This is a genomic window from Haloferax litoreum (genome assembly GCF_009674605.1).
Lineage (GTDB): Archaea > Halobacteriota > Halobacteria > Halobacteriales > Haloferacaceae > Haloferax > Haloferax litoreum.
Genome location: NZ_WKJO01000003.1, coordinates 12,035 through 38,331, shown reverse-complemented (window position 1 = coordinate 38,331; position 26,297 = coordinate 12,035). Strand labels below are relative to the sequence as shown.

Annotated in this window: 29 protein-coding genes; 13 read left to right on the top strand and 16 right to left on the bottom strand. The window is 62.0% G+C overall.

Going from position 1 to position 26,297, the window contains the following annotated elements; translation table 11 throughout:
- The first annotated feature begins 1 nt into the window (after position 1).
- Genes paaB through paaE form a run of 4 tightly spaced genes read left to right on the top strand, consistent with a single transcriptional unit; the run spans position 2 to position 1,794 of the window.
- A complete protein-coding gene (gene paaB / locus GJR96_RS17015) occupies positions 2–331 on the top strand; it encodes a 1,2-phenylacetyl-CoA epoxidase subunit PaaB (RefSeq protein ID WP_151164722.1) in 330 nt (109 codons plus the stop codon).
- The gene (gene paaC, locus GJR96_RS17010) at positions 331–1,203 is read left to right on the top strand and encodes a 1,2-phenylacetyl-CoA epoxidase subunit PaaC (RefSeq protein ID WP_151164721.1); all 873 of its coding nucleotides are present in this window, start codon (positions 331–333) and stop codon (positions 1,201–1,203) included. Before paaB ends, paaC begins: the two co-directional genes overlap by 1 nt.
- Positions 1,196–1,621 carry a 1,2-phenylacetyl-CoA epoxidase subunit PaaD gene (gene paaD / locus GJR96_RS17005; protein WP_151164720.1) on the top strand — a complete coding sequence of 142 codons (426 nt, stop codon included), beginning with the start codon at positions 1,196–1,198 and terminating at the stop codon, positions 1,619–1,621. Before paaC ends, paaD begins: the two co-directional genes overlap by 8 nt.
- A 2-nt stretch (positions 1,622–1,623) precedes the next feature.
- Complete coding sequence (gene paaE / locus GJR96_RS18225) at positions 1,624–1,794, top strand: 1,2-phenylacetyl-CoA epoxidase subunit PaaE (protein WP_191965920.1); 171 nt, start codon at positions 1,624–1,626, stop codon at positions 1,792–1,794.
- A 209-nt stretch (positions 1,795–2,003) separates the two neighbouring features.
- Here the strand turns inward: paaE and GJR96_RS17000 are convergent, their stop codons facing one another.
- The 8 genes from GJR96_RS17000 to GJR96_RS16965 form a co-directional block, all read right to left on the bottom strand.
- Positions 2,004–3,452, bottom strand: a complete 1,449-nt coding sequence (locus GJR96_RS17000) for an aldehyde dehydrogenase family protein (protein WP_151164719.1) — start codon at positions 3,450–3,452, stop codon at positions 2,004–2,006.
- 109 nt (positions 3,453–3,561) lie between these two features.
- The gene (locus GJR96_RS16995; RefSeq protein ID WP_151164718.1) at positions 3,562–3,948 is read right to left on the bottom strand and encodes a PaaI family thioesterase; all 387 of its coding nucleotides are present in this window, start codon (positions 3,946–3,948) and stop codon (positions 3,562–3,564) included.
- A 55-nt stretch (positions 3,949–4,003) separates the two neighbouring features.
- Positions 4,004–5,314, bottom strand: a complete 1,311-nt coding sequence (paaK, locus tag GJR96_RS16990; RefSeq protein ID WP_394349507.1) for a phenylacetate--CoA ligase PaaK — start codon at positions 5,312–5,314, stop codon at positions 4,004–4,006.
- Between the two features lie 29 nt (positions 5,315–5,343).
- Positions 5,344–6,072, bottom strand: coding sequence for an ABC transporter ATP-binding protein (locus tag GJR96_RS16985; protein WP_151164717.1), 729 nt, complete (start codon positions 6,070–6,072; stop codon positions 5,344–5,346).
- Positions 6,069–6,833, bottom strand: coding sequence for an ABC transporter ATP-binding protein (locus GJR96_RS16980; RefSeq protein ID WP_151164716.1), 765 nt, complete (start codon positions 6,831–6,833; stop codon positions 6,069–6,071). Before GJR96_RS16980 ends, GJR96_RS16985 begins: the two co-directional genes overlap by 4 nt.
- On the bottom strand, positions 6,826–8,802 hold the full coding sequence (locus tag GJR96_RS16975) for an ABC transporter permease (protein ID WP_151164715.1): 1,977 nt from the start codon (positions 8,800–8,802) through the stop codon (positions 6,826–6,828). Before GJR96_RS16975 ends, GJR96_RS16980 begins: the two co-directional genes overlap by 8 nt.
- A 2-nt stretch (positions 8,803–8,804) precedes the next feature.
- Positions 8,805–9,989 (bottom strand): ABC transporter substrate-binding protein, encoded by a 1,185-nt coding sequence (locus GJR96_RS16970; protein WP_151164897.1) that lies wholly within the window; start codon positions 9,987–9,989, stop codon positions 8,805–8,807.
- A gap of 168 nt (positions 9,990–10,157) precedes the next feature.
- On the bottom strand, positions 10,158–11,162 hold the full coding sequence (locus tag GJR96_RS16965) for an LLM class flavin-dependent oxidoreductase (protein ID WP_151164714.1): 1,005 nt from the start codon (positions 11,160–11,162) through the stop codon (positions 10,158–10,160).
- Positions 11,163–11,215: 53 nt separating this feature from the next.
- On the opposite strand from GJR96_RS16965, the gene GJR96_RS16960 reads away from it, so the two are divergent.
- Positions 11,216–11,704: a VOC family protein gene (locus tag GJR96_RS16960; protein WP_151164713.1), complete on the top strand. Its 489-nt coding sequence runs from the start codon at positions 11,216–11,218 to the stop codon at positions 11,702–11,704.
- 5 nt (positions 11,705–11,709) lie between these two features.
- On the opposite strand, the gene GJR96_RS16955 is transcribed toward GJR96_RS16960, so the two are convergent.
- Positions 11,710–12,180, bottom strand: coding sequence for a MaoC/PaaZ C-terminal domain-containing protein (locus GJR96_RS16955; protein ID WP_151164712.1), 471 nt, complete (start codon positions 12,178–12,180; stop codon positions 11,710–11,712).
- Positions 12,181–12,274: 94 nt separating this feature from the next.
- Between GJR96_RS16955 and paaI the strand changes: the two genes are divergently transcribed.
- Complete coding sequence (paaI, locus tag GJR96_RS16950) at positions 12,275–12,682, top strand: hydroxyphenylacetyl-CoA thioesterase PaaI (RefSeq protein WP_151164711.1); 408 nt, start codon at positions 12,275–12,277, stop codon at positions 12,680–12,682.
- Positions 12,683–12,766: 84 nt separating this feature from the next.
- Here the strand turns inward: paaI and paaK (GJR96_RS16945) are convergent, their stop codons facing one another.
- The gene (gene paaK, locus GJR96_RS16945; protein WP_151164710.1) at positions 12,767–14,056 is read right to left on the bottom strand and encodes a phenylacetate--CoA ligase PaaK; all 1,290 of its coding nucleotides are present in this window, start codon (positions 14,054–14,056) and stop codon (positions 12,767–12,769) included.
- Between the two features lie 135 nt (positions 14,057–14,191).
- On the opposite strand from paaK (GJR96_RS16945), the gene GJR96_RS16940 reads away from it, so the two are divergent.
- The gene (locus GJR96_RS16940; RefSeq protein WP_151164709.1) at positions 14,192–15,358 is read left to right on the top strand and encodes a thiolase domain-containing protein; all 1,167 of its coding nucleotides are present in this window, start codon (positions 14,192–14,194) and stop codon (positions 15,356–15,358) included.
- Positions 15,355–16,779, top strand: a complete 1,425-nt coding sequence (locus GJR96_RS16935; RefSeq protein WP_151164708.1) for a zinc ribbon domain-containing protein — start codon at positions 15,355–15,357, stop codon at positions 16,777–16,779. The genes GJR96_RS16940 and GJR96_RS16935 overlap by 4 nt, the downstream gene beginning before the upstream one ends.
- A gap of 24 nt (positions 16,780–16,803) precedes the next feature.
- Here GJR96_RS16935 and GJR96_RS16930 read toward each other — a convergent pair whose 3' ends face one another.
- A complete protein-coding gene (locus tag GJR96_RS16930; RefSeq protein WP_151164707.1) occupies positions 16,804–17,949 on the bottom strand; it encodes a thiolase family protein in 1,146 nt (381 codons plus the stop codon).
- Between the two features lie 85 nt (positions 17,950–18,034).
- Here GJR96_RS16930 and GJR96_RS16925 point away from each other — a divergent pair, with 85 nt between their 5' ends.
- Positions 18,035–18,919, top strand: a complete 885-nt coding sequence (locus GJR96_RS16925; RefSeq protein WP_151164706.1) for a 3-hydroxyacyl-CoA dehydrogenase family protein — start codon at positions 18,035–18,037, stop codon at positions 18,917–18,919.
- Entirely contained in the window at positions 18,916–19,728 is an 813-nt protein-coding gene (locus GJR96_RS16920) for an enoyl-CoA hydratase/isomerase family protein (RefSeq protein WP_151164705.1), read from the top strand. Before GJR96_RS16925 ends, GJR96_RS16920 begins: the two co-directional genes overlap by 4 nt.
- A 726-nt stretch (positions 19,729–20,454) precedes the next feature.
- Here GJR96_RS16920 and GJR96_RS16915 read toward each other — a convergent pair.
- Positions 20,455–21,219 (bottom strand): IclR family transcriptional regulator, encoded by a 765-nt coding sequence (locus GJR96_RS16915; RefSeq protein ID WP_151164704.1) that lies wholly within the window; start codon positions 21,217–21,219, stop codon positions 20,455–20,457.
- Between the two features lie 122 nt (positions 21,220–21,341).
- Between GJR96_RS16915 and GJR96_RS16910 the strand changes: the two genes are divergently transcribed.
- From GJR96_RS16910 to GJR96_RS16900, 3 genes are all read left to right on the top strand, one after another.
- On the top strand, positions 21,342–21,662 hold the full coding sequence (locus GJR96_RS16910; RefSeq protein ID WP_151164703.1) for an EthD domain-containing protein: 321 nt from the start codon (positions 21,342–21,344) through the stop codon (positions 21,660–21,662).
- A gap of 7 nt (positions 21,663–21,669) precedes the next feature.
- Entirely contained in the window at positions 21,670–23,364 is a 1,695-nt protein-coding gene (locus GJR96_RS16905) for a thiamine pyrophosphate-binding protein (RefSeq protein WP_151164702.1), read from the top strand.
- A 77-nt stretch (positions 23,365–23,441) separates the two neighbouring features.
- A complete protein-coding gene (locus tag GJR96_RS16900; protein ID WP_151164896.1) occupies positions 23,442–24,386 on the top strand; it encodes an NAD-dependent epimerase/dehydratase family protein in 945 nt (314 codons plus the stop codon).
- A gap of 9 nt (positions 24,387–24,395) precedes the next feature.
- Here the strand turns inward: GJR96_RS16900 and GJR96_RS16895 are convergent, their stop codons facing one another.
- From GJR96_RS16895 to GJR96_RS16880, 4 genes are all read right to left on the bottom strand, one after another.
- On the bottom strand, positions 24,396–24,587 hold the full coding sequence (locus tag GJR96_RS16895) for a hypothetical protein (protein WP_151164701.1): 192 nt from the start codon (positions 24,585–24,587) through the stop codon (positions 24,396–24,398).
- Between the two features lie 62 nt (positions 24,588–24,649).
- The gene (locus GJR96_RS16890; RefSeq protein WP_151164700.1) at positions 24,650–25,384 is read right to left on the bottom strand and encodes a hypothetical protein; all 735 of its coding nucleotides are present in this window, start codon (positions 25,382–25,384) and stop codon (positions 24,650–24,652) included.
- Positions 25,385–25,822 (bottom strand): DUF5518 domain-containing protein, encoded by a 438-nt coding sequence (locus GJR96_RS16885; RefSeq protein WP_151164699.1) that lies wholly within the window; start codon positions 25,820–25,822, stop codon positions 25,385–25,387.
- An 84-nt stretch (positions 25,823–25,906) separates the two neighbouring features.
- Positions 25,907–26,278, bottom strand: coding sequence for a cupin domain-containing protein (locus tag GJR96_RS16880; RefSeq protein ID WP_151164698.1), 372 nt, complete (start codon positions 26,276–26,278; stop codon positions 25,907–25,909).
- Positions 26,279–26,297 lie beyond the last annotated feature (19 nt).

The window sequence follows — 26,297 nt, the reverse complement described above, 5'->3', positions numbered from 1 at the left end:
GATGATTTGGGAAGTATTCCGACAGAAGAAGGCCGGCGACTACCACACGCACTGCGGCAACGTCCACGCTCCCGACCGGGAGATGGCGTTGCTGTTCGCAGAAGTACAACACGCACGACGGATGCCCACCAACAGTCTGTGGGTCGTCCCGAAAGACGAAATCGGTGAAGTCGACACCGAAGACGTCGCCTTCGGTGGCACGACGGACAAGTCGTACCGCTGGGCGATGACGTACAACTTCGAGGCGGCGGCAGAGGAAGTCGCGGCGTCCGAAGACGAACAGGCAGAGGCAGAACAACAGCGACGGGCCGTCGTGGACGGTGACGACTAATGGCAGCAGCACAACAACTTCCGGGTCCACAGGACCTCTCGGACGAACAGCGCGAAGCAGTTGAGACGCTCCTGTTCACTCTGGCAGACGACGAGTTCGTCATCGCCGAACGCTACACTGAGTGGCAAGTTCGCGCACCGACCATCGAGTCCGACATCGCCGTCGCGAACATCGCACAGGACGAACTGGGCCACGCGCGCCTCTGGTACGACCTGCTCGAAGACTTCGGCTACGAAGAACCGGACCTCATCTGGGAACGCGACGCCGGCGATTGGCGACACAGTACGCTCTGTGAACTCCCCTTCGACGAGGGTGACTGGGCCGACTTAGTCGTCCGGTCGTACCTCTACGACGAAGCCGAGTTCGTCCGTCTCAAGGCACTCGAAGACTCGTCGTACCCGCGTCTGCGTGACCGCGTGGAGAAGGTGCTCTCCGAAGAGCGCTACCACCGCGAACACGCTCGGAGTTGGCTCGAACGCCTCTGTGAGGACGACGACACCCGAACACGGATGCAGGACGCAGTCGACCGCCTCCTCCCGTACGCGCTGACGCTCTTCTCGCCGACCGACGACGAGATGGAAGAACGTATCGACGAACTCGGCCTCCGCACGGAGAACCTCCTCTCCATGCGCGAGGCGTGGCTCGACGAAGTCGTTTCCGCGTTCGAATCCGTTGGACTGCACGTCGAGGAGGCACAACTGCCCGAACAGTACGACGTCCACCACGCGGACTTCGACCTCCCCGACGAAACCGGTCGCGACCAGTCGCACACCGACGCCTGGTTCGACCTCTTCGACGAGTTCACGAAGAGTTACCGTGAACTCGGTCGCCACTCGGCGATGAAGATTATGAAGGACCCAGACGATGAGTAGTGAATTCGACCCCGACCAGACCGACGCGAACCTCTGTGCACACACGGACTACGCGGAGGGAACGGCCCACGACGAACTCCCGGCCACCGGCGACGGTGCAGTCGGTATCGAACGAGACGTCTGGGACGCGCTCTACTCGGTCGAAGACCCCGAGATGCCCATCAGCATCGTCGACTTGGGTCTCATCTACGCCGTCGGGGTCGAAACGGAGACGGGCGAAGCACGAATCGACATGACCCTGACGTACACCGGGTGCCCCGCACGAAGCATGCTCGAAGACGACATCCGGGATGCCGTCAGCGCTGTCGACGGTGTCGAAGACGTGATGCTCAATCTCGTGTGGAGTCCCGCGTGGACCACCGCGATGGTGACCGAACAGGGACGGAAAGACCTCCGTGAATTCGGCCTGAGTGTGTGACCATGCGACGCTCATTCGACCCGAGTGTGACGACGACGGGCGAGACGAAGGGTGCCCAGTGCCCGTACTGTAACGGGACGAACACCGAACGAGAGCACCCGAAAGGCCCGTCGCTCTGCCGGTCGATGCACTTCTGCAACGACTGTCAAGAACCGTTCGAGAAGTTCGGCTGAACGACTCGAAACACCACCTCACCCGTGCTACCCTTTCGAACGTACCCGAGTACTCCGAGCGGTAGCACTACTCGTCCACGACTATGGGGGCAGAGCGCCGCACGACGTGTGCGGCGATACGTGGAAAATCAGCAGTCGCCGAGATGGCTGCGTGCGCGTTCGGAACGGGAACTCACGCAGTCGTCACTCGTCGACGGCGGCGGGTTCGTTCAGATGTTGAGGTTGATGTTCTTCGCCTGCGTGAACTCGCGGACTGCTTCTTCGCCCTGCTCGCGGCCGTGACCACTCTGTTTCGTACCGCCGAAGGGCGTCTGCGGGAACGTGACCGGATACTCGTTGACGCTAACCATGCCGTAGTCGAGGGCGTCGGCGACCTGGTGGGCACGAGAGAGACCCTGCGTCCAGATGCCAGCGAGCAAGCCGTACGGCGAGTCGTTGGCGAGTTCGATTGCTTCGTCTTGGTCGCTGAACTCGATGACGGAGAGGACGGGACCAAAAATCTCCTCACGGGCGACGGTCATGTCGTTCGTCACGTCAGTCAGGACCGTCGGTTCGACGAAGTAGCCAGACTCTTTGTCTTCGTCGACGCCGCCACCGCAGGCGACGGTTGCGCCCTCTTCGACACCGATGGTGATGTATTCGAGTACGTCTTCCATGTGGTTTTCGCTCACGACGGGACCCATCCGGCCGTCGTCGTCGATGCCGGACCCGAGGGGCGTCGCCTCGGCCCGCTGGACAATCTTCTCGACGAGTTCGTCGGCGACGTCCTCGTGGACGAGGAGACGGGACCCGGCCCAGCACATCTGGCCGGCGTTCATGAAGATACCGTAGTGGACACCTTTCGCGGCGGCGTCGAGGTCGGCGTCGGGGAAGACGACGTGCGGACCTTTCCCGCCGAGTTCGAGCGTGACACCGGTGACGTTCTCTGCGGCGTCAGCCATGACACGCTTCCCGATTTCGGTGCTACCGGTGAACGTGACGTGTTCGACATCCGAGTGGGAGGCGAGGGCCGACCCTGCCGTCGAGCCACTTCCGGGGACGACGTTGACGACGCCCTCGGGGAGGCCTGCTTCTTCTGCTGCGATACCGTAGTAGAGGGCCGAAAGGGGGGTCTGACTGGAGGGCTTCACGACAGCGGTGTTCCCGCAGGCGAGTGCCGGTGCGATGCTCCGGCCAGCGAGTTGGAAGGGGTAGTTCCACGGGACGATGTGGCCGGTGACGCCGAGTGGTTCGCGCGTCGTGAAGTTTACGCGGTCGCCGGGGACGGCGTTATACTCACCGGTCACTTTGTCGGTCCAGCCAGCGTAGTAACGGAACGTGTCGACGACCATCTGGACTTCCATCCCCGCTTCGAACGGCGTCTTCCCGTTATCGTGGGATTCGACGAGCGAAATCTCGTCTTTCCGTGCCTCGATGGCGTCGGCCATCGCCCGGAGTCTCTCGCCACGCGTGGATGGGTCCATCGTTCGCCACTCGCTACCGCGTGCTGCTGCAGACTTCGCTGCTTCGACAGCGGCGTCTACGTCCGTCTCCTCGGCACAGGCGACTTCTGCGTAGCGCGCTTCAGTCGCAGGGTCGAACGTCTCGATGGTCTCGCCAGATTCAGCATCTACCCAGTCTCCGTCGATGTAGAGACTCGTTGGGCCACTGTATTCCATTACAAAATACGGTTTCTCCCCCGAATATTAATCATTGTTGATTACGGTAGTCGATGGAGGGGACCGTCTCAGATAGTACACTCGGGTTGCGAGCGTCGGGGAACGGTGTTCACCCAGTCTTGTACACGCCTCTGGCGGTCGCGATGAGGGTGTCGTCTGTCGTCGCGTACACGTCTACGTCGACAGTGCCCACGTCACCGCCGAGACGGACTACGTCTGCCTCTGCCCGGAGGTCACCGGTCCCTGCGCTCAGGTAGTCGATGCGCATGTCTATCGTCGGAACTGGCTGGTCGACTCGGCTGACGAGTGCCGCCCCGCCGACGGTGTCTGCGAGTGTAAACGTGACGCCGCCGTGGGCCATTACCCGGTCTGCGTTCCACGACAGGTCCTCGCGCATCTCGATGTAGCCCTCTGCGTGTCCGTCTTCGACGTCGGTAATCTCGACGCCGAGTAACCGGGCGAACGGCATACTCTCGAAGAACTCCTCTATGTCCATGGTTCAGTATCTCTGGTGTGTGTTAAGTTGGTTTCGACGGCGCTGCGTAGATTCGTCATCTGTGGTCGTAGACTCGCTGAACTTTCCCGACTTTCGTCCGCTCGATACCGCCCGGTTCGACGAGCGTCACCTGGTCAGGACTGAACGACAGGACGTTCGAGAGACGCTTTCGGATGCGCCGTTCGAGTTCGTCGCGCGACCCGTCGAACCCGTCCGTGAGTTCGACCGTCAAGTCGAGACGGTCGAGGTTGTTCGCTCGCCGGAGGTCGATGCGGTAGTGTGGTGCAACCTCGTCGAATTCGAGGACGACCGATTCGACTTCGCTCGGATAGAGGTTCACGCCGCGGACGATGAGTAGGTCGTCTGCTCTGCCCGTGACCGAGTCCATTCGGACTGCGGTGCGCCCGCAGTCACACGTCTCGTAGTCGAGGGTCGTCAGGTCGCCCGTGCGGTAGCGGAGCACCGGGAGGGCTTGTTTCGTGAGTGTCGTGAACACGAGTTCGCCCTCCTCGCCGTCTGCCACCGGTTCTCCGGTTTCGGGATTGATGACCTCCGGGTAGAAGTGGTCTTCCCAGATGTGCATCCCTGCTTGTTCCAGACACTCGATGGCGACACCCGGCCCGATTATCTCCGAGAGACCGTAGTTCTCGACTGCTGTCGCGTCGAATCTCGCCTCGATTTCCCGTCGCATGGGTTCGGTACACGGTTCTGCGCCGTAGAGAATCGTCGAGAGCGATAAGTCGGCCGGGTCGTACCCCATGTCTTCGGCGACTTCCGCGAGGTAGAGGGCGTACGATGGCGTGAGACAAATCGAATCGACGTCGAGGTCTACGAGCATCTCGACCTGTCGCTGGGTGTTTCCACCCCCAGTCGGAATCACGGTCATCCCCATCGACGTCGCGCCGTCGTGGAACCCAAACCCGCCCGTGAAGAGACCGTAACTGTACGCGTTCTGAAGCGAATCGTCGCTCGTTAGCCCCACGCCGCGGAACCCGCGTGACATCACTTCGCGCCACACGTCCAAGTCGTCCTGCGTGTAGCCGACGATTTTCGGCTTCCCAGTCGTGCCCGAAGAGGCGTGAATTCGCACGACGTCTTCCATGTCCACGGCGAACAACCCCGTGGGATATTCGTCGCGGAAGTCCTCTTTCGTCGTGAACGGAAGCTTCGAGAGGTCATCGACGCTCTGAACGTCGCTCGGATGTACCCCCGCGTCGTCGAGTTTGCGTCGATAGAACTCGACGTTCTCGTACGCGTGTTCGACGACTGCCCGGACTCGTTCGTCCTGTACGTCTCGCAACTCCGGCCTCGGTAGTCGCGTCACGTCTTCTCTGTCACTCTCACCCATCGTTCTGTTGTCTCCCATACGTTCACAAATAATTATCCACGATGTGGTTACTCGGCCGCAGAGACGCCGAGGTATCGGTCGAGTATCTCGTCGTCCGCCGCTACCTCGTCGGCGGGGCCCTCGTGGACGACCTGCCCCTTGTCGAGGATGTAGACGTAGTCCGCAGCGTCGAGTGCGACCTGGACGTTCTGTTCGACGAGGAGGATGGTCACGCCCTCGTCGTTCAACTGCTTGATTTTGCGCTGGACCTGTTTGACGATGGACGGTGCCAGACCTTCCGTCGGTTCGTCCAACATCAGCAGGTCTGGTGCAGAGACCAGAGCGCGTGCGACGGCGAGCATCTGCTGTTCGCCGCCGGAGAGGTTCGCACCCTTGCTGTTACGGTGGCGAACGAGGTTCTCGAACTCGTCGATGACCTCGTCCACGGTCGGTTTGTCGATGTCTTGCCGGCCACCGATGCGCCCTATCTCGACGTTCTCGCGGACCGAGAGGCCGGGAAACACCCGTCGCTCTTCCGGAACGAGTGCGATTCCCTCACGAGCAGTCTTTTCGGGAGACAACGTGGTGATGTCTTTGCCCTCGAAGGTGACCGTCCCGCTGGTTGGTGTGACACTCCCGAGGATGCTCCGGAGCGTCGTCGTCTTCCCGACGCCGTTGCGTCCGATGAGCGTGACGACCGACCCCCGTTCGACGTCGAGGTTGACGCCCTGAAGGACGCGGGTCGAACCGTACCCCGAGACCAGGTCACGAACCGACAGGAGGGTGTCGTCGCTCATGCTTCGACACCTCCGAAGTACGCCTCTCGGACCTCTGGGTCTTCGGAGACTTCCTCAGGCGTCCCCTCGGAGAGAACCTCTCCGCGATGGAGGACAGTGATGCGGTCGGAGACGCGCATCACGAGGTCGATGTCGTGCTCGATGAGGAGCAACGTCCGGTCCGACAGCACCTCGTCGATGAGGTCCATCGTCGCACGCGTCTCTTCGGCACTCATGCCGGCCGTCGGTTCGTCCAGAAGGACCATTTCGGGGTCCGTGGCAAGCACGATGGCGATTTCGAGCCGTCGTTTGTCACCGTAGGCCATCACGTCGGCAGGTTCGTCGCCGCGGCCGAGCAGTCCAGACCGTTCGAGCACGCGGTCGGTGTGTTCGTTCACGTCGTCGAAGGAGTCCTTGTTGTCGAGGAACTCCTCGACGGGCGTGAAAACCTCGTGTCGTGCGGCCTGTGCCGCGAGGCGGACGTTCTCGCGGACGGTCAATCCGGAGAAGACGTTCGTAATCTGGAACGAGCGTCCGAGTCCGCGACGCACCCGTTGGTGCGGCGGGAGCGCAGACACGTCTTCTCCATTGAACGTCACGGTGCCGCGGGTCGGTCGGAGGGCCCCAGTCAGTAGGTTGAACGTCGTCGTCTTCCCGGCACCGTTCGGGCCGATGAGACTACGGAACTCACCGCGTTCGATGTCGAGGTTTACGTCGTCGACGGCGACGAGTTTACCGAACTCTTTCGTGAGGTTCTGAGTCTCGAGAATCGTATCAGTCATGACGTTCCACCTCCGCGTCTTTCACGCTCGTGTGGTCGCGGACCGCCGACTCGAACATCGGGTGTTCGGTAATCGTCTGTGGGAGCGACACGAGGCCCCGCGGGACGAAGATGACGAACAGCACGAACAGCACGCCGATGACGAGTTGCCACTGCTCGATGTACGACGAGAGGATGTCTTCTGCGGCGACGAAGACGCCCGCGCCAATCATCGGCCCGTAGAGCGTCCCCATTCCGCCGAGGACGGTCATCACGATGACCTCACCGGAGTTTATCCAGTGGAGGAACGACGGGGCGACGTAGCCGTTGTTGGCGGCGAAGAGGCCGCCAGCGAGGCCGGCGAGACCACCGGAGACGACGAATGCGCGACGCTTGTACGCCGTCACGTCGTACCCGATGAACGACGCCCGCTCTTCGCTCTCGCGGATGGCTTGGAGGACCGACCCGAACGGTGCGCGAATGAGACGGCGCGCCAGCAGGTACGACCCGACCACGACTGCGAGGAGGAAGTAGTACTGCACCATTCCTCCGTCGATAGTCATGATTCCGAGCGGAATCTCGAACTCTCTCGGGTCGATGCCGAGACCAGCGAGGCCGTAGAACACGTCCACACCGAAGAGGCCGTCAGAGCCTCCAGTGAAGTCGAACTTGAACACGGCGTTGTAGAACAACTCCGCGAACGCGAGCGTAATCATGGCGAAGAAGACGCCGGACACCCGTATCGAGAGGTACCCGACACTCCACGCGATGACGGCACAGACCACCACGGCGACGGCGAGTGCGACGAACACCGACGGCGAGAAGTGCATGAGTGTCAGCACCGAGGCGTAGGCACCCACGCCGTAGAACAGCGTATGGCCGAGCGAGACGAGTCCCGCGTACCCGAGGACGAGGTCCAAACTGAGCGCGAACAGCGCCCAGATGAGGATGTCTTCGAGGAGCGTGACCGAGTACGTGACCCCGGTCAACTCGGCGAAGAACGGTACGAGGACGAGTACGCCAACTGCGGCGTACCCGAGTTTCGCCCGTGTCGCCGACGACAACACCCCACCTCCTGCTCCGTGGAGCAGTGCACCGTCGTGGTGTTCACCAGCACCGATGTTCGTGCCGAACAGACCCTTGGGCCGGACGACGAGCACGACAATCATCAGCAGGAAGACGATGAGTCCTTCGAGGAACGGCGTGTAGGTTCGCGCGAGCGTCTGGACGACGCCGACGAACAACCCGCCGACGACTGCGCCACGGAACGACCCGAGGCCGCCGAGGACGACGATGACGAACGCGGGGATAATCACGCTCGACCCCATCGTCGGACTGACGTTCTGGAATGCACCGAGGACGATACCCGCCACGCCGGCGAGTGCCGCACCCAGCCCGAACGTCAGGGTGTAGTACCGGTCGATGTTGATACCGAGGTTCCGGACCATCTCTCGGTCTTCCGACCCTGCGCGGATTATCATCCCGAACCGAGTCCGGTTCAGCAGGAGCCACGTCCCGAGGGCGAGAACCGACCCGAAGATGATGATGCCGTAGTTGTACAACGAGTAGTTGAACCCGAACAGCGCGACAGGCTGGTCGAGCACCGCCGGGATTGGGAATGGTTGGGCGGATTTCCCCCACACAGACGTGATGAGGTCGTTGATGATGAGGACGAGACCGAACGTCAACAAGATGTGATACAGTGGGTCGCGGCCGTAGAGCCGTTTCACTGTGAGTCGCTCGATGCCCATACCGACGACACCGACCAGTAACGGTGCCACCACGAGGGCGACCCAGAAGCCGGCACCGCCGAGTGGGCCGGCGATGGCGAACGCGAAGTACGCACCGAGTGCGAACAGTTCACCGTGGGCGAAGTTGATGACGTCCATGACGCCGAAGATAATCGACAGTCCTGCGGCGAGGAGGACGTAGACCATCCCGACGACGAGTCCATTGAGGACCTGCTCTGCGACAGCGCTGGCGACAGACATGCTTAGAGGTTGCAGCCAAGGTCAGCGCAGGGAGGCAATGCATCTGCGCCCTCTATCATCTCACCGAGTTCGACCGCTGCCGGACCGCTTCCGCTCTCGGGAGCGACCAGTTCACCGGGCCACACGGGGTTCATCGCCTGGTGGTCGCAGTCGCGGAACTGGTTCGGGCCGAGGATGGAGTCCATCTCCAGTCCGGGGAGCACGTCCTTGACTTCCGCGGGGTCGGTCGAGTCTGCTTCGGCGATACCCCGTGCAGTCATCCGGATAGACATGTACGCCGCGCGGGCGAAGTTGTCCGGGTCGGCGTCGTACTCACTGCGGTACGCCTCGACGAACGTCTGGTTGTCACCAGTTTCGAGCGACGGGAGGTAGCGGACGCCACCGTAGGTTCCGTACGCCGCTTCACCGAGTGCACCGCGAACGACAGAGAACGTCATCGTCGGCGACATGAGGTTGACGTCTTGTTTGAGACCCTGACTCGCCGCCTGCTTGACGAAGTTGATGAGGTCACCACCGGTCATGCCGAGGACGGCGACATCCGCGTCGGAGTTGGCAATCTGGCTGATGTAGGAGTTGAAGTTAGTCGACCCGAGTTGCGAGCGACTACGACCGACGACGTTGATGTCGTGCCCGTTTTTCATCCGCTTTTCCACGCGCGACATCACTGATTCGCCGTACGCGTAGTCGGCAATGTGGAACCAGACGTTCGTGCCGAGGTTCTCTGCGGTGAAGTCGGAGACTGCCTCTGCCATCTGCGCGGTGTTCGTCTCTGCACGGAACACCCACTCGTTACAGTTCGACCCGGTGATGGGGACTGCCGCCCCGCCGGGGTTGTAGATGACTTCGTTGTCCGCCGCGAACTCGTTGAGCGCAAGTGCGACACTCGACGAAATCGCACCCATGATGTACGACGCACCGTCCTGTTCGACGACAGATTGTGCCTTCCGGCGGCCAGTCGAGGGGTCAGCTTCGGTATCTTCGTAGACGCCGGTAATCTCGACGTCCAAGTCGTCGTTCTCGTTGACGTGTCGGATAGCGAGTTCCGCCCCGTTTCGCTGTCCAACCGCCAGACCACCGTACGGACCGGTCATCGGGCTGATGACGCCGTAGGTGATGGCGTTCGTGCCGCCGCCACCGCCGCCGCCGAGACACCCTGCCGAACCAGTCAGTCCAGCAACACCAGCCAACCCAGCCGCCTGTACGAATCGCCTTCGGGACGAACGGGGGCCACGGCCACCGTTCGAGGAATTATCCTCTCGCGTCATGATGTATGTTCATAAGTACCATGATAACCTTCACGTTTAAATGTTTGCGTTGGCGTCCGAACAAGAAGGGCGCGGACGGGTCGAAACGTGTCAGGCGAAGTGTGGAACTACCTCGTCGCCGAGGCGTTCGATGCACTCGGCCATCTCGTCTGTCCCGACGCCGGGGTGGTACGTGCGGAAGATGAAGTGGATATCGTCACCGAGTGCGTCGCGGTAGCGTTCGAGGTCCTCGATGACGTCCTCTGGCGTCCCGAATATGGCCTGTTCTTTGAGTTCCTCTCTGCGTTCGTCGGAGAGTTCTGAGACCGTTTCACCCGAGAAAATCTCTGCGTACCGACGCTGGATGTACAGGTAGCCGTCTTTCATCGCGTCCCACGCGTCTTCCTTCGAGTCGCCGACGAACCCGTGTTGGAGCACGTAGATGGTGAAGTCGTCGTCGAGGCCCTCTTCCTCGCGCACGTTTCGTATATCGTCGACACGCTTCTTCAGACCGCCAATCGAGAGCGACGATGGTGCACACCACGCGTCGGCAGTTCTCGCCGCACGGCGAACTGCGGGTTTCGCTGCGCCGCCGAGCATGAGTGGAACGTCGCGAGAGGGTTTTGGCGTGATATCGACACCGGTCACGCCGTCGTGGAACGGAGAGTCGTGTTCGACCGGGCCATCTGACCACGCTCCGCGGAGGATGTCGACGGTGTCGGCGAGACGGTCGACACGTTCGTCACGGGGAACGTCGAACGCGTCGAACTCGCGCGGGTTCGACCCGATGGCGAGTCCGAGCGTCATCCGCCCGCCGGAGAGCAAGTCGACAGTCGCGGTGTCTTCGGCGAGTCGAATGGGGTCGTACAGCGGTGCGAGTGCGATACACGTCCCGAGTTCGATGTTCTCCGTCACTGCGGCGAGTGCGCCGAGTGCTGGCATCGTCCCCGAGAGGTACCCGTCTTCCATGAAGTGATGTTCGGACACCCACGCGCTGGCGAGGCCCGCCTCGTCGATTGCGCGTCCGAGCGTCATTATCTCGTCGTAGAGGTCCGACATCGGTCGGTCGTCGTCTGGCCGTCGCTGACACGTGAACAGGCCGGTCCCGATTTCCATGGCAGTGAGTATCTACCTCGACTATTAATAGTTCGGAACGGCGAAGGTGTGGCATGACCCAGACTAGCGACGGTACGCGCATGCCGCCCGCGCGCGTGGACCACGTCGGAATCGCAGTCGAACGCGTCGACGACGCGGAAGCGACGTTACTCGCCCTCGGGTGTGAGTGCGTTCACCGAGAGACGGTGGCAGACGGGACGTTCGAGTGGGCGACGTACGTCCTCGGCGACGCATCACGTCTCGAACTCATCGCGCCTGTCGACGGTGAGTCGTTCCTCACGGCGTACCTCGACGAACACGGCCCCGGACTCCACCACGTCACGCTCGAAGTCGTCGACATCGACGCCGCCGTCGACGCCCTCGAATCGGCGGGCGAACGTATCGTTGGCTACTCGGAGGAAGATGGCTGGACTGAGGCGTTCGTCTCGCCACGAAACCCGACGGGCGTACTGTTCCAACTGATGGAGTACCACGACGACTACGCCGACAAGGGTGACGCGCACGCACTCTTCGTCCGGGGTGACCCGCTGAAAAATCGGTGAACTGCTTACTCTTCGCCGGCCTTCGTCTTGATGAGGAACTTCATGTCACCTTCGAGAACGGTGGTGCCATCCTGTTTCGTCATGTGCACCTCGATGGTGACGAGTCCAGCGTCGTCTCGACTGCTGAGATCCTTCTGTTCGGAGACGACCATCGTCTGCGAGAGGGTGTCGCCGATGAAGACAGGGTTCGGGAGGTCCATGTAGTTCATCCCGAGGAACGCGATAGCCGTGCGCTCGACGATACCCGACCGGTAGACGAACCCAGTCGACTGGACGAACGTCATCGGACCGTGGGCGATGCGCTGGCCGAACTGCGTGTCTTCGGCGTACTCGCTGTTGGTGTGGAGTTCCGTCCAGTCGCCCGACAGCGCCGAGTGCATCATGAAGTCCGCCTCGGTGACGGTCCGGCCGACGCTTTCGAACTCTTTGCCCTCGACGAAGTCCTCGAAGTAGTGAGGTTCGTAGCTGTATGCCATACCCCTCCGTCACCCTCACTGAATAAAGTATTTTACATACTTATCAATCCTGACAGTCGAAGCCTACTTGAACTGGGACGGTGAGTGTGAGCACATGCCAGCAACAGACGAGCACGCAGAGATACGTGACCGTGCCTCGAACGACCCGTTCTGTGGTCGCGTCGGAATCGAACTCGCCGACGTCGGTGAGGGGTCAGCCGAGACGACGATGACCATCGACGAAGACCACCTGAACTTCCACGGGACGCCACACGGTGGGTGTATCTACACGCTCGCAGACGCGGCGTTCGCGGCGGCGTCGAACAGTCACGGTGACGCGGCGTTCGCACTGGAGACGAATATCTCGTATCTCGCTGCGGCAGAGGTGGGCGACACCATCACGGCCGTCGCCGAAGAGACGCACCTCGGTGGACGAACCGCCGAGTACGAAGTCGTCGTCTCGGACGACGCGGGCGACCGTATCGCCACGTTCCGTGGCCGAGTCTACAAACCCGGTCGCTGATGGCGCAGACCGACCGCTCATTCTGACGGTGACGCGCGAAGAAGATGGGGCGAGGTACCAGTTTGCTGCTGTCGGGAGCGACCCTTACTGGCCTCTGTGGTCGTAGACGCGCTGGACCTTGCCGACTTCGGTGCGGGCGATGTTCCCGTACTCGACGAGGTTCAGTTCGTCCGGGGTGAACGACAGCACGTTCGAGAGACGCTTCGTGATACGACCCTTGAGGTCGGTGATAGACCCATCGAAGTCGTCGACGACTTCGACGGTCACTTTGAGTTTGTCGAGGTTGTCCTCGCGCGTGATGTCAATGCGGTAGTGCGGCGCGACTTCGTCGAACTCGAGGACGACCGACTCGACTTCGCTCGGGTAGAAGTTGACCCCGCGGATGATGATGAGGTCGTCAGACCGACCCGTGATGTTGTCCATGCGGACTGCGGTTCGACCGCACTCGCAGGTGTCGTAGTTCAGTCGGGTCAGGTCGCCCGTGCGGTAGCGGAGCACCGGCAGTGCCTGCTTCGATAGCGTCGTGAGGACGAGTTCACCCTCTTCGCCCTCCTCGACGGGTTCGCCGGTGTTCGGGTCGACCACTTCGGGGTAGAAGTAGTCCTCCCAGATGTGGAGACCGTCTTGCTCTTGGCACTCGATGGAGACACCGGGACCGACGATTTCGGAGAGGCCGTAGATATCGACGCCGGTGACGCCGAGACGCTCTTCGATTTCGTTGCGCATCGGTTCGGTGCACGGTTCGGCACCGAAGATGACGACGCGCAGGGGGAGGTCTTTGATGTCGTAGCCCATGTCCTCGGCGACTTCTGCGAGGTAGAGCGCGTACGACGGCGTACACGAGATGGCGTCGCTTCCGAGGTCGGCGAGCATCTCGACCTGTCGTTGCGTGTTGCCCCCGCCGATGGGGATGACCGTCGCGCCGAGTTCTTCGACGCCTTGGTGGAGACCGAGACCTCCCGTGAAGAGACCGTACCCGTAGGCGTTCTGTACAATGTCGTCCGGGCCGAGGCCCGCGGCGACGAGACAGCGCGCGACTGCCTTGCTCCACACGTCCAAGTCGTCCTGCGTGTAGCCGACGATTTTCGGCTTGCCAGTCGTGCCCGAGGAGGCGTGGATGCGAACGACGTCTTCCATGTCCACGGCGAACATCCCTGTCGGGTAGTAGTCGCGGAAGTCTTCTTTCGTCGTGAACGGAAGCTTCGAGAGGTCCTCGACGCTCTGAACGTCCTCGGGTGTGAGGCCCTCCGCGTCGAACATCTCACGATAATAGTCGACGTTCTCGTACGCGGTTTGTACCATCTCCTGGAGTCGCTCGTCTTGGACCTCACGGAGTTCGTCTCGTGAGGCGGTCTCCATGCTATCGAATACCATTTACAATTGACTCCGATGATAGAATATGATAAAAATGATGCGGTCGTTTCCGCCGGACTCGAGGGCAAATACTGCGGCCAGTCCACCGGTACGTCGAAGCGAACCTATTTCGCGGGGGACACGCAAGCGACTACCATGCGAGACGCGTACATTGTTGGAGCGGGCCAATCGAAGTATGGTGCGTTCCCGGACGAGAGTTACCGGTCGCTGTTCGCGACGGCCTACGAAGAAGCGATGGAGAGTGCAGGCGGCGTCGAACCGGGCGACGTAGACGAAGCAGTCGTTGGGTCACTCGGCGTCGGTGGCCGACAACTGGGACTGTCGGGGCCAGCGGTCACCGAACACGTTGGACTCCACGGCGTCCCCTGTTCCCGAATCGAAAACGCCTGCGCGGCGAGCGGGTACGCGGTTCGGCAGGCAGTTCAAGCAGTCAAAAGCGGGATGGCCGACGTCGCCCTCGCCGGCGGGTACGAAGTCATGACCGACATGAGCGGCGACGTCGCGAAGTATTGGCTGGGCGTGAGTGGCGAGACGGAGTGGGAACGACTCACGGGCACGACGTTCTCGGGCGTCTACGCGCAGATGGCGTCCTCCTACCTCGACACCTACGACGACGCGTCACCCGACCACTTCTCTAAAGTCGCGGTGAAGAACCACGCGAACGGTGCGAAGAACCCCAAGGCACACCTCGGGTTCGAGTGCTCTCTCGACGACGCGCGAAACGCACCCGTCGTCGCCGACCCGTTGAACCTCTATCACTGCTGTCCGACTTCTGACGGTGCCGCAGCGGTCATCGTCGCCAGCGAAGACGTGGCCAGCGCCTGCGACGACGCGGTTCGTGTGGCAGGCGTCGGTGCCGCCTCGGAACGCGTTGGTCTCTTCCAGCGCGACGACTACACCTCGATTCGCTCGTCCGCCCAGGCGGCCGAAACTGCATACGAGATGGCAGGCCTCGGCCCGGACGACGTGGACTTCGCGGAAGTCCACGACTGCTTCGCCATCGCCGAACTCATGGCGTACGAAGACCTCGGATTCTGCGAGCGTGGCGGCGCGCCCGAACTCGTCGACGACGGTGTCACCGAGTTAGGTGGTGACTTACCTGTCAATCCGTCGGGCGGCCTGAAGTCGAAGGGCCATCCCATCGGTGCGACCGGTGCGGGACAGGCAGTCGAGGCGTTCAAGCAACTCACCGGACACGCCGACGACCGACAGGTGTCGGACGCGAACGTCGGCCTCACCCACAACGTGGGTGGTTCGGGCGGCGCTGCGGTCGTTCACGTCCTCGAAGGAGGTGTGCTATGAACGCAATCGCCGGCGTGGGCGCGTACGTCCCCCGACTGTTCCTGCCCGCGGACGCCTACCGCGAAGCGTGGGGCAAAGGCGGGGCCGCAGGTGTCGAACGCGTGGCCGTCGCGGATGCCGACGAAGACACGCTCACGATGGCTACCGAGGCAGGACGGCGTGCACTCGCGGCCGCAGATATCGACGCGGGTGAACTCGAACACCTCGCATTCGCGACGACGACCCCACCGGCCGACGAGGAAGAAGCGACCGTTCGTCTCGCGTCGCTCCTCGGCGTCACGTCGACTGCGACGACTCGACAGTACGGCGGCGGAACCAGCGCAGGCGCAGTTGCGCTCGCGGCCACACTCGACGTGTCGGGACCTGCACTGGTCGTCGTCTCCGACGCCCCACAAGGCGCGCCCGAGAGCGACGAGGGCGCTGGTGCGGGCGCTGGCGCAGCAGCAATCGTCCTCGCCGAAGGCGGGCCACTCACCGTCGACGACGTGGGTGAACACAGTGACCCGTACCCCGGAACCAGATTCCGTCAGCGTGGGAAAGCCGACACAGCGTCTATCGGCATCACGCAGTACGAACGCGACGCGTTCACGTCGGCAGTCGCCGGCGCAGTCGACGCACTCGATGCGGACGTGTCAGATGTGGATGCTGCCGCGCTCACTTCACCCGACGGGAAACTCCCGTACCGCGCAGCGGGTGCCGTCGGTGTCTCGACGACGCAAATCCACGCGGGGACCATCGTCTCGCAGACTGGCGACACTGGCGCAGCAGGACCGTTCCTTGGCCTCGCGTCCGCCCTCGAAGACGGGGCGGAGTCGATACTCCTCGTCGGGTGGGGCGGCGGTGCGGGTGCGACTGCACTCTCGCTCTCGGCAACCGGAGACACGCCAGTCGACGCTGTGCTCGACGGAGACACTGAACTCTCGTACGCGGAGGCACTGCGACGACGCGGAACCATCACCGGTGAGGAACCCGAAGGCGGTGGCGCGTACGTGAGCGTGCCGACGTGGCGACAGACGATTCCGCAGCGTCACAGACTGGTCGCGGGACGCTGTCGTGAGTGCGACTCGCTCGCGTTCCCGCCCGAGGGAGCGTGTACAGCGTGCGGGTCACTCGAAGGCTACGACGACACCACCCTCTCGGGTGAGGGCACTGTCGAGGCGGCGACAGCAATCGGGCAGGGCGGTGCACCGCCCGAGTTCGTCGAACAGCAGCAACGCTCCGGGTCGTTCGGCGTCGCAATCGTCGCGTTCGACGGCCCGGACGGCGAAGAGTCCGTGAGCGTCCCTGCACAAGTTGTCCACTCCCCCGCCGGCACACCGACCATCGGTGACCGTGTCGTGGCGGTTCCCCGCCGCATCTACGAGCAAGAGAGCGTCGTCAGGTACGGATTCAAAGTGGTCCCGACGGCGGCACAGCGCTGACGCTCAGCCTCCGACACTTCTCTTTCAGACTCGTTCGAACACCGTCGCGACGCCCTGTCCGAACCCGACACACATAGTCGCGAGGCCGTACCGGCCGTCACGTCGGTCGAGTTCGTGCAAGAGCGTCGTCGCGATGCGTGCGCCCGAGCATCCGAGTGGATGGCCGAGGGCGATTGCGCCGCCGTTGACGTTCAGTTTGTCGTCGTCGATATCGAGTTCCCGTTTGCAGTAGAGGCTCTGTGAGGCGAACGCCTCGTTGAGTTCGACGAGGTCCATCTCGTCGATTGTCAATCCCGCCTCGTCGAGTGCCGCGCGCGTCGCGGGGACCGGACCGATACCCATCACTTCGGGGTCGACGCCGACGACTGCGCGTGAGACGACGCGGCCGAGGACAGGGAGGTCGTGTTCTTCGGCATAGCTCTCTGCGGTGACGAGGGCACCGGCCGCCCCGTCAGTCAGGGGCGACGCGTTTCCGGGCGTGACCGACGCGTCGTCGTCGTCCGCGAAGACCGTCGGGAGTGAATCGAGAACTTCGAGCGACGTGTCGCCTCGCGGCCCTTCGTCGTGTTCGACGGTCCCGTCTGGGGTCTCCACCGGAACGATTTCGTCGGCGAATCGGCCGGAATCTCGGGCCGCGATTGCTCGCTCGTGTGAACGCAGGGCGAACGCGTCCTGGTCGGCGCGCGAGATGTCGTACCGTCGGGCGACCGTCTCTGCGGTCATACCCATCGAGAGCGACCCACCGCCATCGTATCGCTCTTTCAACGAGGGGTGAAGCCAATCGGAGAACGGCACACTGGACATGTGTTCGACCCCAGCAATCGAATACACGTCGCCATCACCTGCTTCGACTGCGCGTGCTGCGTCGTTCAGCGTCGTCAGCGACGACCCGCAGAGACGCGACAGCGTCGCACCGGGAACGGACTCGGGAAAGCCACCGGCCAAGAGCGACTGTCGCGCGAGATTCCTGCCTTGTTCTCCTTCTTGATTCGCACACCCGAGTCGGAAGTCGACCCACTCGTCCGGAGAGACACCGGTTCGGTCGGAGAGTGCGTCGAGAATCGAGATGACTAGGTCTTCGGGATGTACGTCGGCGAACCCGCCACCCTTCTTGGCTTGCGGCGTTCGCACTGCGTCGACGACGACTGCTCGCTCGTTGGAACCGCTCATACGCAGTGGTGTGACACCATCCGTCTTGAATCTTCGTCAGAAGAGAGGCAAACGATTATGATGGTTCCCGAATCCTGTTTGCATAATGCACATTAGTGTACTCGGCGCTGGGACCATGGGCCACGGCATCGCACAGGTGTCCGCCATGGCCGGCCACGAGGTAACCATGCGAGATATCGAAGACGAGTACGTCCAGAACGGTCTGGACGCCATCGAGCGGAATCTTCAGGGCGGTGTCGACCGAGACAAGGTGACGCCGGCCGAGATGGCGGAGACACTCGACCGTATCTCTGGGACCACCTCACTCAAGGATGCCGTCACCGGGGCAGACCTCGTCGTCGAGGCCGTTCCCGAGGACATGGAGTTGAAGCAAGACACCGTCAGTGAAGTCGAGTCTCTCGTCGGCGACGACACCATCATCGCGTCGAACACGTCGTCACTCTCCGTGACGGAGATTATGAGTGCGCTCGACGACCCCGGACGTGGTATCGGCCTCCACTTCTTCAACCCCGTCCACATCATGGCCCTCGTGGAAGTCGTCGTCGCCGAACAGACCGACACCGACACGCTCGAATTCGCCACGGAGTACGTCGAAGGCATCGACAAGACTGTCGTCGAAGTCGGCGACTCGCCCGGGTTTGCCTCCTCGCGCCTCGGCGTCGCCCTCGGTGTCGAAGCGATGCGGATGGTTCAGGAAGGTGTCGCCTCACCCCGTGACATCGACGCGTCGATGGAACTCGGCTACAACCATCCGATGGGGCCCGTCGAACTCGGTGACGTGGTCGGACTCGACGTTCGACTCGGCATCCTCGAATACCTCCGCGAAGAACTCGGCGAACGATTCCGTCCGCCGCAGATTCTCAAGCGGAAGGTCCGTGCCGGCAAACTCGGGAAGAAGACCGGCGAGGGGTTCTACGTCTGGGAAGACGGCGAAATCGTCGGCGTGAGCGAGGACGTGATGAGCAGATGAGCGACGTCGAAGCAGTCGCCGCGGAGTGCGAGACGGTCGACGCCGTCGTCGACGACCGAGTCGAAGGCGTCGTCACCATCACGATGAACCGGCCCGACGCACGAAACGCGCTCAACGCGACCCTTCGTGCGGAACTCAAGCGCGTCCTCGACGCCGTCGAAGACAGTTCCGCACGGGTCGTCGTCCTGACCGGCGCGGACGAAGCGAAGGCGTTCGTCGCGGGTGCCGACGTGAAAGAACTCAGAGAGCGTGACATGCTCGAACAGCGGGAAGCGAGCAAACGCCCCCGCGTGTACGAGTACGTCGACGACCTGAAACAACCGGTCATCGCTCGCATCAACGGGCACGCTCTCGGTGGCGGTTGCGAGTTGATACAGGCGTGTGACGTTCGCATCGCCCACGAACGCGCGAAGATAGGCCAACCGGAGATAAACCTCGGAATCATGCCCGGCGGGGGTGGCACCCAACGCCTCGCCCGCCTCGTCGGCGAAGGGCACGCGATGCGACTCATCCTCACCGGAGAACTCATCTCCGCAGACGAGGCCACCGATATCGGTCTCGTAGACGAAGTCTACGGCGACGAGGAGTTCGACGAACGCGTGTACAAACTCGCGGAGATGATGGCGACGAAGAGCCCCGTCGCACTCGAGTTCGCCAAGAAAGCAGTCAAGGCCGCCTCGCGGATGGACCTCGAACAGGGAATCGAGTACGAAGCAGAACTGTTCTCTCAACTCTTCGGCGGGCCAGACAAGAACGAAGGAATCGACGCGTTCTTCGAAGACCGAGAACCCGAGTGGCACGAACGGTGATGTTCGAGTAGCTCGAACACTTTCGGACACTTCGATTTTAGTACGAACGTATGGATTTGTGGCCTCATAGGAGAATTTTGTCGGCGAGAGACGAAATTTCGTCGTGTATTTCGCTCACAGTTGGAATTTAACCCGTGCGACTCCCTCGAACCGGCCGACCAACGTTCCGCTCTTTCGAACGAGTGTCCGCAAACGTAGAACGCACGTACGAAACGATAGAACGTCTGTTCGATTGGGTGACACTATTGACTGTCGAAGGACGGGTGTGCGACGAACCACGACGGAGTCCCAACCACTCTCTCTACGGACGCCCTTGAGAAAGCCTGATGCGAGTGTTCTCCCGCCTTCCAGCGCGATTGGGCGAAGACCCTGAGAAGAACTGGGTCTCGGTAACGGAGTCGTCAGAGAGCCTATTACACTCGTACGGCAGTAACAGTCACGACATCGAGACTGTTGACGCTCGTACACCCCATTACAATAGTACGTGTGTAATTACCCAGTATATCGCGGGGGTTCTGCCCGCATTCATCACGATTGTTTCAGATACTTGTGTTCGAACATTTCGAACAAAGAGAATCGAGGTCGAACGCCGGGAATTACCGGGGTTGAGGCGGTGAGTAAGTATGTAACTACACGGCATCGCAGAATCCACCACCGACTACTGTTCGAGCTGTTCGAACTAGTGTTCGACAGAGTGAGTACGTCGAGAAGGTACGTCTCGGCCGGTCAGGCGAAGTTGAGGTTGATTTCGACTTCGTTCGCCGCCCCCAAGAGGAGGTTAGCCAAGTCGACAGTCAACCGTTCACCTTTGAGTCGATTCGACGGCCCAGAGATACTGATTGCACCGACTGGATAGCCGTCTTGGTCGGTGACGACGACACCGACAGCGTGGAGTTTCGGGACGATTTCCTCGCGATTGAGTGCGAATCCCCGGTCACGAATCGTCTGCAACTCCTCGAAGAGTTCGTCTGTGTCGGTAATCGTGTGAGAAGTCTTCGCCGGCAGGCCATGCTGGTCGACGATAGCCTCGACGCGTTCGTCGGAGAACGCCGAGAGGATGGCTTTGCCGGCGGCGAGTTGGTGGAGGTACGAACGCGTGCCCTCTCTGGCCGGTGTGCGAACCGAGTGTTTTCCCGCCGCACCGTAGAGGTGGAACCCTCGCCCCTGTTCTTCCGTGACACACCACACCTTCTCACCGGTCTCTTCGGCGAGTTCGTCGACCTTTGGTTTCGCGACTTCGTAGAATTGGTGCTGGTTGCGTGCGTAGATGCCGAAGTCGAGGAGTCGGAGGCCGACACGGTACCCGCCTTCGTCCGGGACGACGAAACCCTCCTGTTCGAGGGTCTTCAGGTGTCGGTGCACTGTACTCTTGGCCAGTCCGAGTTCGGAAGCGAGTTTCGTCGGTCCGAGCGGTCCTCGTTCTTTGAGGCGTTCGAGGATGGCGAAAGACGTCGTCGCCGTCTTCACCGGACGGCGTTGTTCGTTAGTCATCGTGTGCCGTCTGTTCTCATCATGCATAAATCTGTTCGAACCCTTCGAACGTGTGTTCATTCAGTTCGAACACACGGACCGGCGATAGAGCAAAGTACCCCCCAGTGAGATACCTGACGTGCATGATTAAATTGGTGAATCTCGTGGTCCGCAAGCCGGACTACTCGCACGAGGAGTTCGTCGAGCGCTGGACCGGGTCGCACGCCGAACTCGCGAAGGACCTTCCCGGACTCGTGAAGTACGCGACCAGTCTCCCGACGAGTCCAGAACAGTCCGAGTACGACGGCATCGTGGAACTCTACTTCGAAGACATGGACGCACTGAAAGCGGCGTTCGGTTCCGAAATCGGAGAGCGTGTGAACGCCGACGCCGCCGAGTTCATCGACATGGAGCAGGGCCCGACGCTCTACGTCGAAGAGACGACGCAACTCGACAGGACGTGAACGACAGATGGACACTAGCGAACGACTCGTCGAAAGTTTGGAACGTCTCGGTGTAGAACGGGTCTTCGGGTATCCCGGTGGTCGAATCATCGAACTGTTCGACGACCTTCCGGAGTCGACCATCGAACTCGTCCGGCCACGTGACGAGCGAGAAGCGAGCGTCATGGCTGAGATGCACGGGCGGTTGACCGGCGAACCGGGGGTCCTCGCCGGGCAAGGCCCGTGGATTGGGAGTCTCGGCCTCATCGGCCAGATGGAAGCGCGCCTCGCGTCGTCGCCGATGGTCGCGATAACCGAAGCCTCAGAGCGCGGTAACTACTCCACTATCGCCCCGTATCAACAGTCGCGCGGCGACTACGGTGGCCTCGACCTGCCGAAGATTCTCGACGCCGTCACCAAGGAACACTGGTTCCCGCGGACGCCGACAGAGACGGTTCGAAGCCTCCAACTCGCGTTCAAACACGCAGTGGCAGGGCGTCCGGGTCCGACGGCGGTCATCCTCGACGGAGACGCAGTCACAGACGAGTACCCAGACGACGTCCTCCCGCCGGTCTGGGACGAAGAGACCCAGACACGGACGTGGAAGGCCGCCCCGACAGCGCGCGACGTTGCTGCAGCAGTCGAAGCACTCGAAGGCGCTGAGCGCCCGGTCATCATCTCCGGGAACGGCGTCCACGCCGCAGGCGCGTACGACGAGTTGCAGGACGCCGCCGACGCGTACGAGGCGGCCGTCGTGACTTCGTACCTCGGGAAGTCCACGTTCCCCGAGACGCACCGCCTCGCTGGCGGCGTCATCGGCTCGTTCGGCCACGAGGGGGCGAACCAACTCGTAAGTGACGCGGACGTGTTGCTCGTCGTCGGATGCCGGATGAATCCGATGGACACCAACTGGCAGTCCCCCGACTTCATCCGCCCCGACGAACAGACCATCATCCACGCCGACATCGACCCCCGAAACGCTGGATGGGTCTACCCCGCTGACGTAGGCCTCATCGGCGACGCCGCGGAGTCACTCCGCGAACTCGCCGCCTCCGGTGGCAACGACAACGACTGGGCAGCAGACCGCGCCGAGTCGGCCAAAGACTCCTTCCACGCACCCGAGTGCGATTCTGACGCCACCCCAATCCTCCCGCAACGAGCAATCAAGGAAATCGAGCGTGTCGTCGACGAGGACACCATCGTCACGGCCGATTCGGGGAACAACCGATTCTGGCTTCTCAACTACCTGCAGGTGCCCGCCGTGCAGACCTACTACGGGTCCGGCGGCGTCGGCGGAATGGGGTGGGCGACGCCCGCCGCCGTCTCGGCAGCACTCGCCACGGACAAGCACGTCATCGGCGTCGCGGGCGACGGCGGATTCGCCATGACGATGACCAGCGTCGAGACTGCCGTCGAGCACGGCGTCGCACCGACGTTCGTCGTCCTCAACGACACCAGTCTCGGGATGGTTCGCCAGATGCAACACGGCCCCGACGACATCTCCGGCGTCGAGTTCCACGACACGGACTTCACGCGCGTCGCCGAGGCGTTCGGCGCGGAAGGCGTTCGTGTCGAGACACCGGGTGAACTCGGTGACGCACTCGCCGACGCGAGAGGGAACGACGTGCCGACGGTCATCGACGTGCGCATCGACCGCGAACCCGACATGGCCGAGACGCTCCAGTCGTCGTTCTACGCCGAAGTCGGTGGCCTCCACGAGTAGCCCCGGAGAATCACCCTCACGGAAACACTTTTCTGATACGCAATGAGAGGTACGATAGCATGTCATCATCGACCGTGATGGTCACCGGCGGAACCGGCTTCATCGGTTCGTACGTCGCGTTAGACCTCGTAGAGGAGGGACACGACGTCGTCGCGTACGACCTCTCGACCGACCCTCGCATTCTGGAGAAACTGGGCATCGCCGACGACGTGACGATACGACGCGGCGACGTAACCGACCCGACCGACGTGGTTCGAGCAGTCAAAGAGACGGGGACGACACACATCATCCACCTCGCCGCACTCTTGACGACGACGGCGCGCGAGAACCCCCGTGCCGCACTCGACGTGAACGTGATGGGGACGAACAACATCTTCGAGGCCGCACGGGCACTGCCCGACCAGGTCGAGCGTGTGGCGTGGGCCTCCTCTGCGGCGGTCTACGCACCACCGACCAACTACGGTGACGACTTCGTCACCGAATCTGACCTCGTCTATCCGGACACGCTCTACGGGGCGACCAAAGAGTACAACGAGCACCAAGCGCGCGTCTACCACGAGGACTTCGGCGTCTCACACGTCGCCATCCGACCGACCGTGGCCTACGGTCCCTACCGCGAGACCGGTGGGTCGGCGTTCCTCGCGAACATCATCGAGAAACCCGCGCTGGGTGAACCGTTCAGCGTCGAGTACGGCGACCAAGTCATCGACTGGCAACACGTCCGCGACATCGCGCAGGCGTTCCGGAAGGCCGCATTCACACCGGACGAAGACCTGACACAACGCGTCTACAACGTCCGTGGCGAACTCGCAACGATTCGGGAGGCCGCCGAGATGGTCGAACAGATAGTCCCGGACGCAGACCTCACCGTCTCCGACGAGGGCGAACTGCCGTGGACCCAACGTCTCGACATGACGAAGGCGCAAGAAGACCTCGGGTACGACCCCGAGTACAATCTCGAAGACGGGTTCCGCGACTACATCAACGTGCTTCGGGAAGAAAACGGTCTGGACCCCGTCTGACCGGTCACGTCAACCGTCAGTCTTCGGATTTTCGCCGAGGAGGTCACGGATATCGTCACCCGACAGCAGGTCGACGAGGCTCTCCCCGTCGTCGTAGCGGGTCCGTTCTTCGGCCGTGAGATACTCGCCTAACTCGTGTTCGGAGAGCAGTTCTTCGAGTCGTTCGTCGATGTCGTCTGGGTCGTAGCCGGGTATGACCATACACACCAATATGCTCTGTGTTACCTTATATCTCAGTAAGGGTACCGACAGGACGGCACACCTCAGGGATAGGTTCCGGCACCGCCTTTGAGTGTCCCCTCGGTGTCGACCCATCCGTTGGTCGTCTCGTCGAACGTGGCGGACGTCCGCTGGTTGAACCAGTTCCACCCGTTGGCAAAGACGAACCCCCAGTCAGTCTGTCCGTGGAGAGAAACTGAAACGGACACGGTTCCGCGAGTCGGCGCGTCGGCGTCTGCGTAGAGGTGACTCCTGTACGTGTAACACCGTTCTGTCTCGTCGGCCCACGACGGACACTCGTCCTGTGTCACGTCGTTCGCGGGTGTGAGGACGAAATCTGACGCCCACGGGTCGGCCGTGTGGATGCGGCCCTGTTCTAACATCGTGTTCGCGCCGAAGACGTACGTCCCCGCTTCGACGCTCGACGCACGAAGCGAGAGCATCGGTCCGTGCGCTGTCTCTACTATCTGGGTCGTCCAGTCGGCAGACCCGCCGGTGGCATCGGGGACGTTCGAACCATCGTCGCCAATCCACTCCGCTGGGTCCTGAACCACCGCTGCGTCCGCGTACACGTCCGTCAGCGTCTCACCATCTCGCGTCGGAACGGGAACGTAGATGGTCACGTCCGTCAGGTCCGTGTCTGTTTCGACGGCGACGCGGTAGGTGTACGAGTGGAAGTACGACGTGAGTGCCGCGTCGACGACGAAGAGGCCACCACCGATTACGACCGTGAGGACGACGATTGCACCGAGTGCGATACCGACCACCTTTCGGTTCACTTAGACCACCTCCTCGGCGTTCGTCCCCTCGTGTTTGCCCGCCCGTTCGGAAACGTATCCCCCCAGGAATCCGCCGAATGCGGCGATTGTAAGGACCATCACAGTTGCGACGACCAGTGCCGCGGCGATTCCGAAGGGGGAGAGCCCGAACGCGTCGAGGGCGAGACCCGGAAGGTAGAGTGACGTGACCAGTATCATCAAGATGAGGACGACGGACGAGAGCTCGAAGGCGACACCGGCGACGACGACGACGAGGACGGGAACGAAGGCAATTGTCCCGGCAAGCACCCCGGTCCACATACCAGTCCGACGACCATCGAACGCGAGGTAGCCTGCGAGAAACCCGCCGGCGAACCCAGCGAGAACTGCATTCCATCCGAGAAAGACAGCGAGGACTGCACCGAATACCGCACTCGTGACCGGACTCCGCCGTTTCATACAGTGAACTTCACAGCACGACATATTGGACCGTACAGACGGTTCTCAGCCTCTGGGAGCCACGAAACCGTGATAATCAGTCGCTCAGTCGACGACGACGCCGTCGTCTTTCGTGTTCGGCGCACCGACGATGAACACCTCGCCCGCGTCGAGGCAGGTGAGTTGGCGGACTTCGTCGGGTGAGACCACCACCACGTCACCGGATTCGAGTGTGAGCGTCTCCGTCTCGTCTCCCTCGTCGTCGGAGAACGTCATCTCGAACCGCCCCGAGAGCACGTGATAGAGTTCCTCTTGTTCTTCCTGGTAGTGTTTGGTACTCTGCTCGCCAGGTTCGAACACCCAGACCGACGGACGCATCTGTTTCGGCCGGAGTTCGTAGCCGACGGCGCGAACTCGGCCGTCTGCGATGGTATTTTCGTGCAGTTTGAGGTCGGAAAGGTTGACACGGTCGTACATCGTCCCGATGTAGACCGGG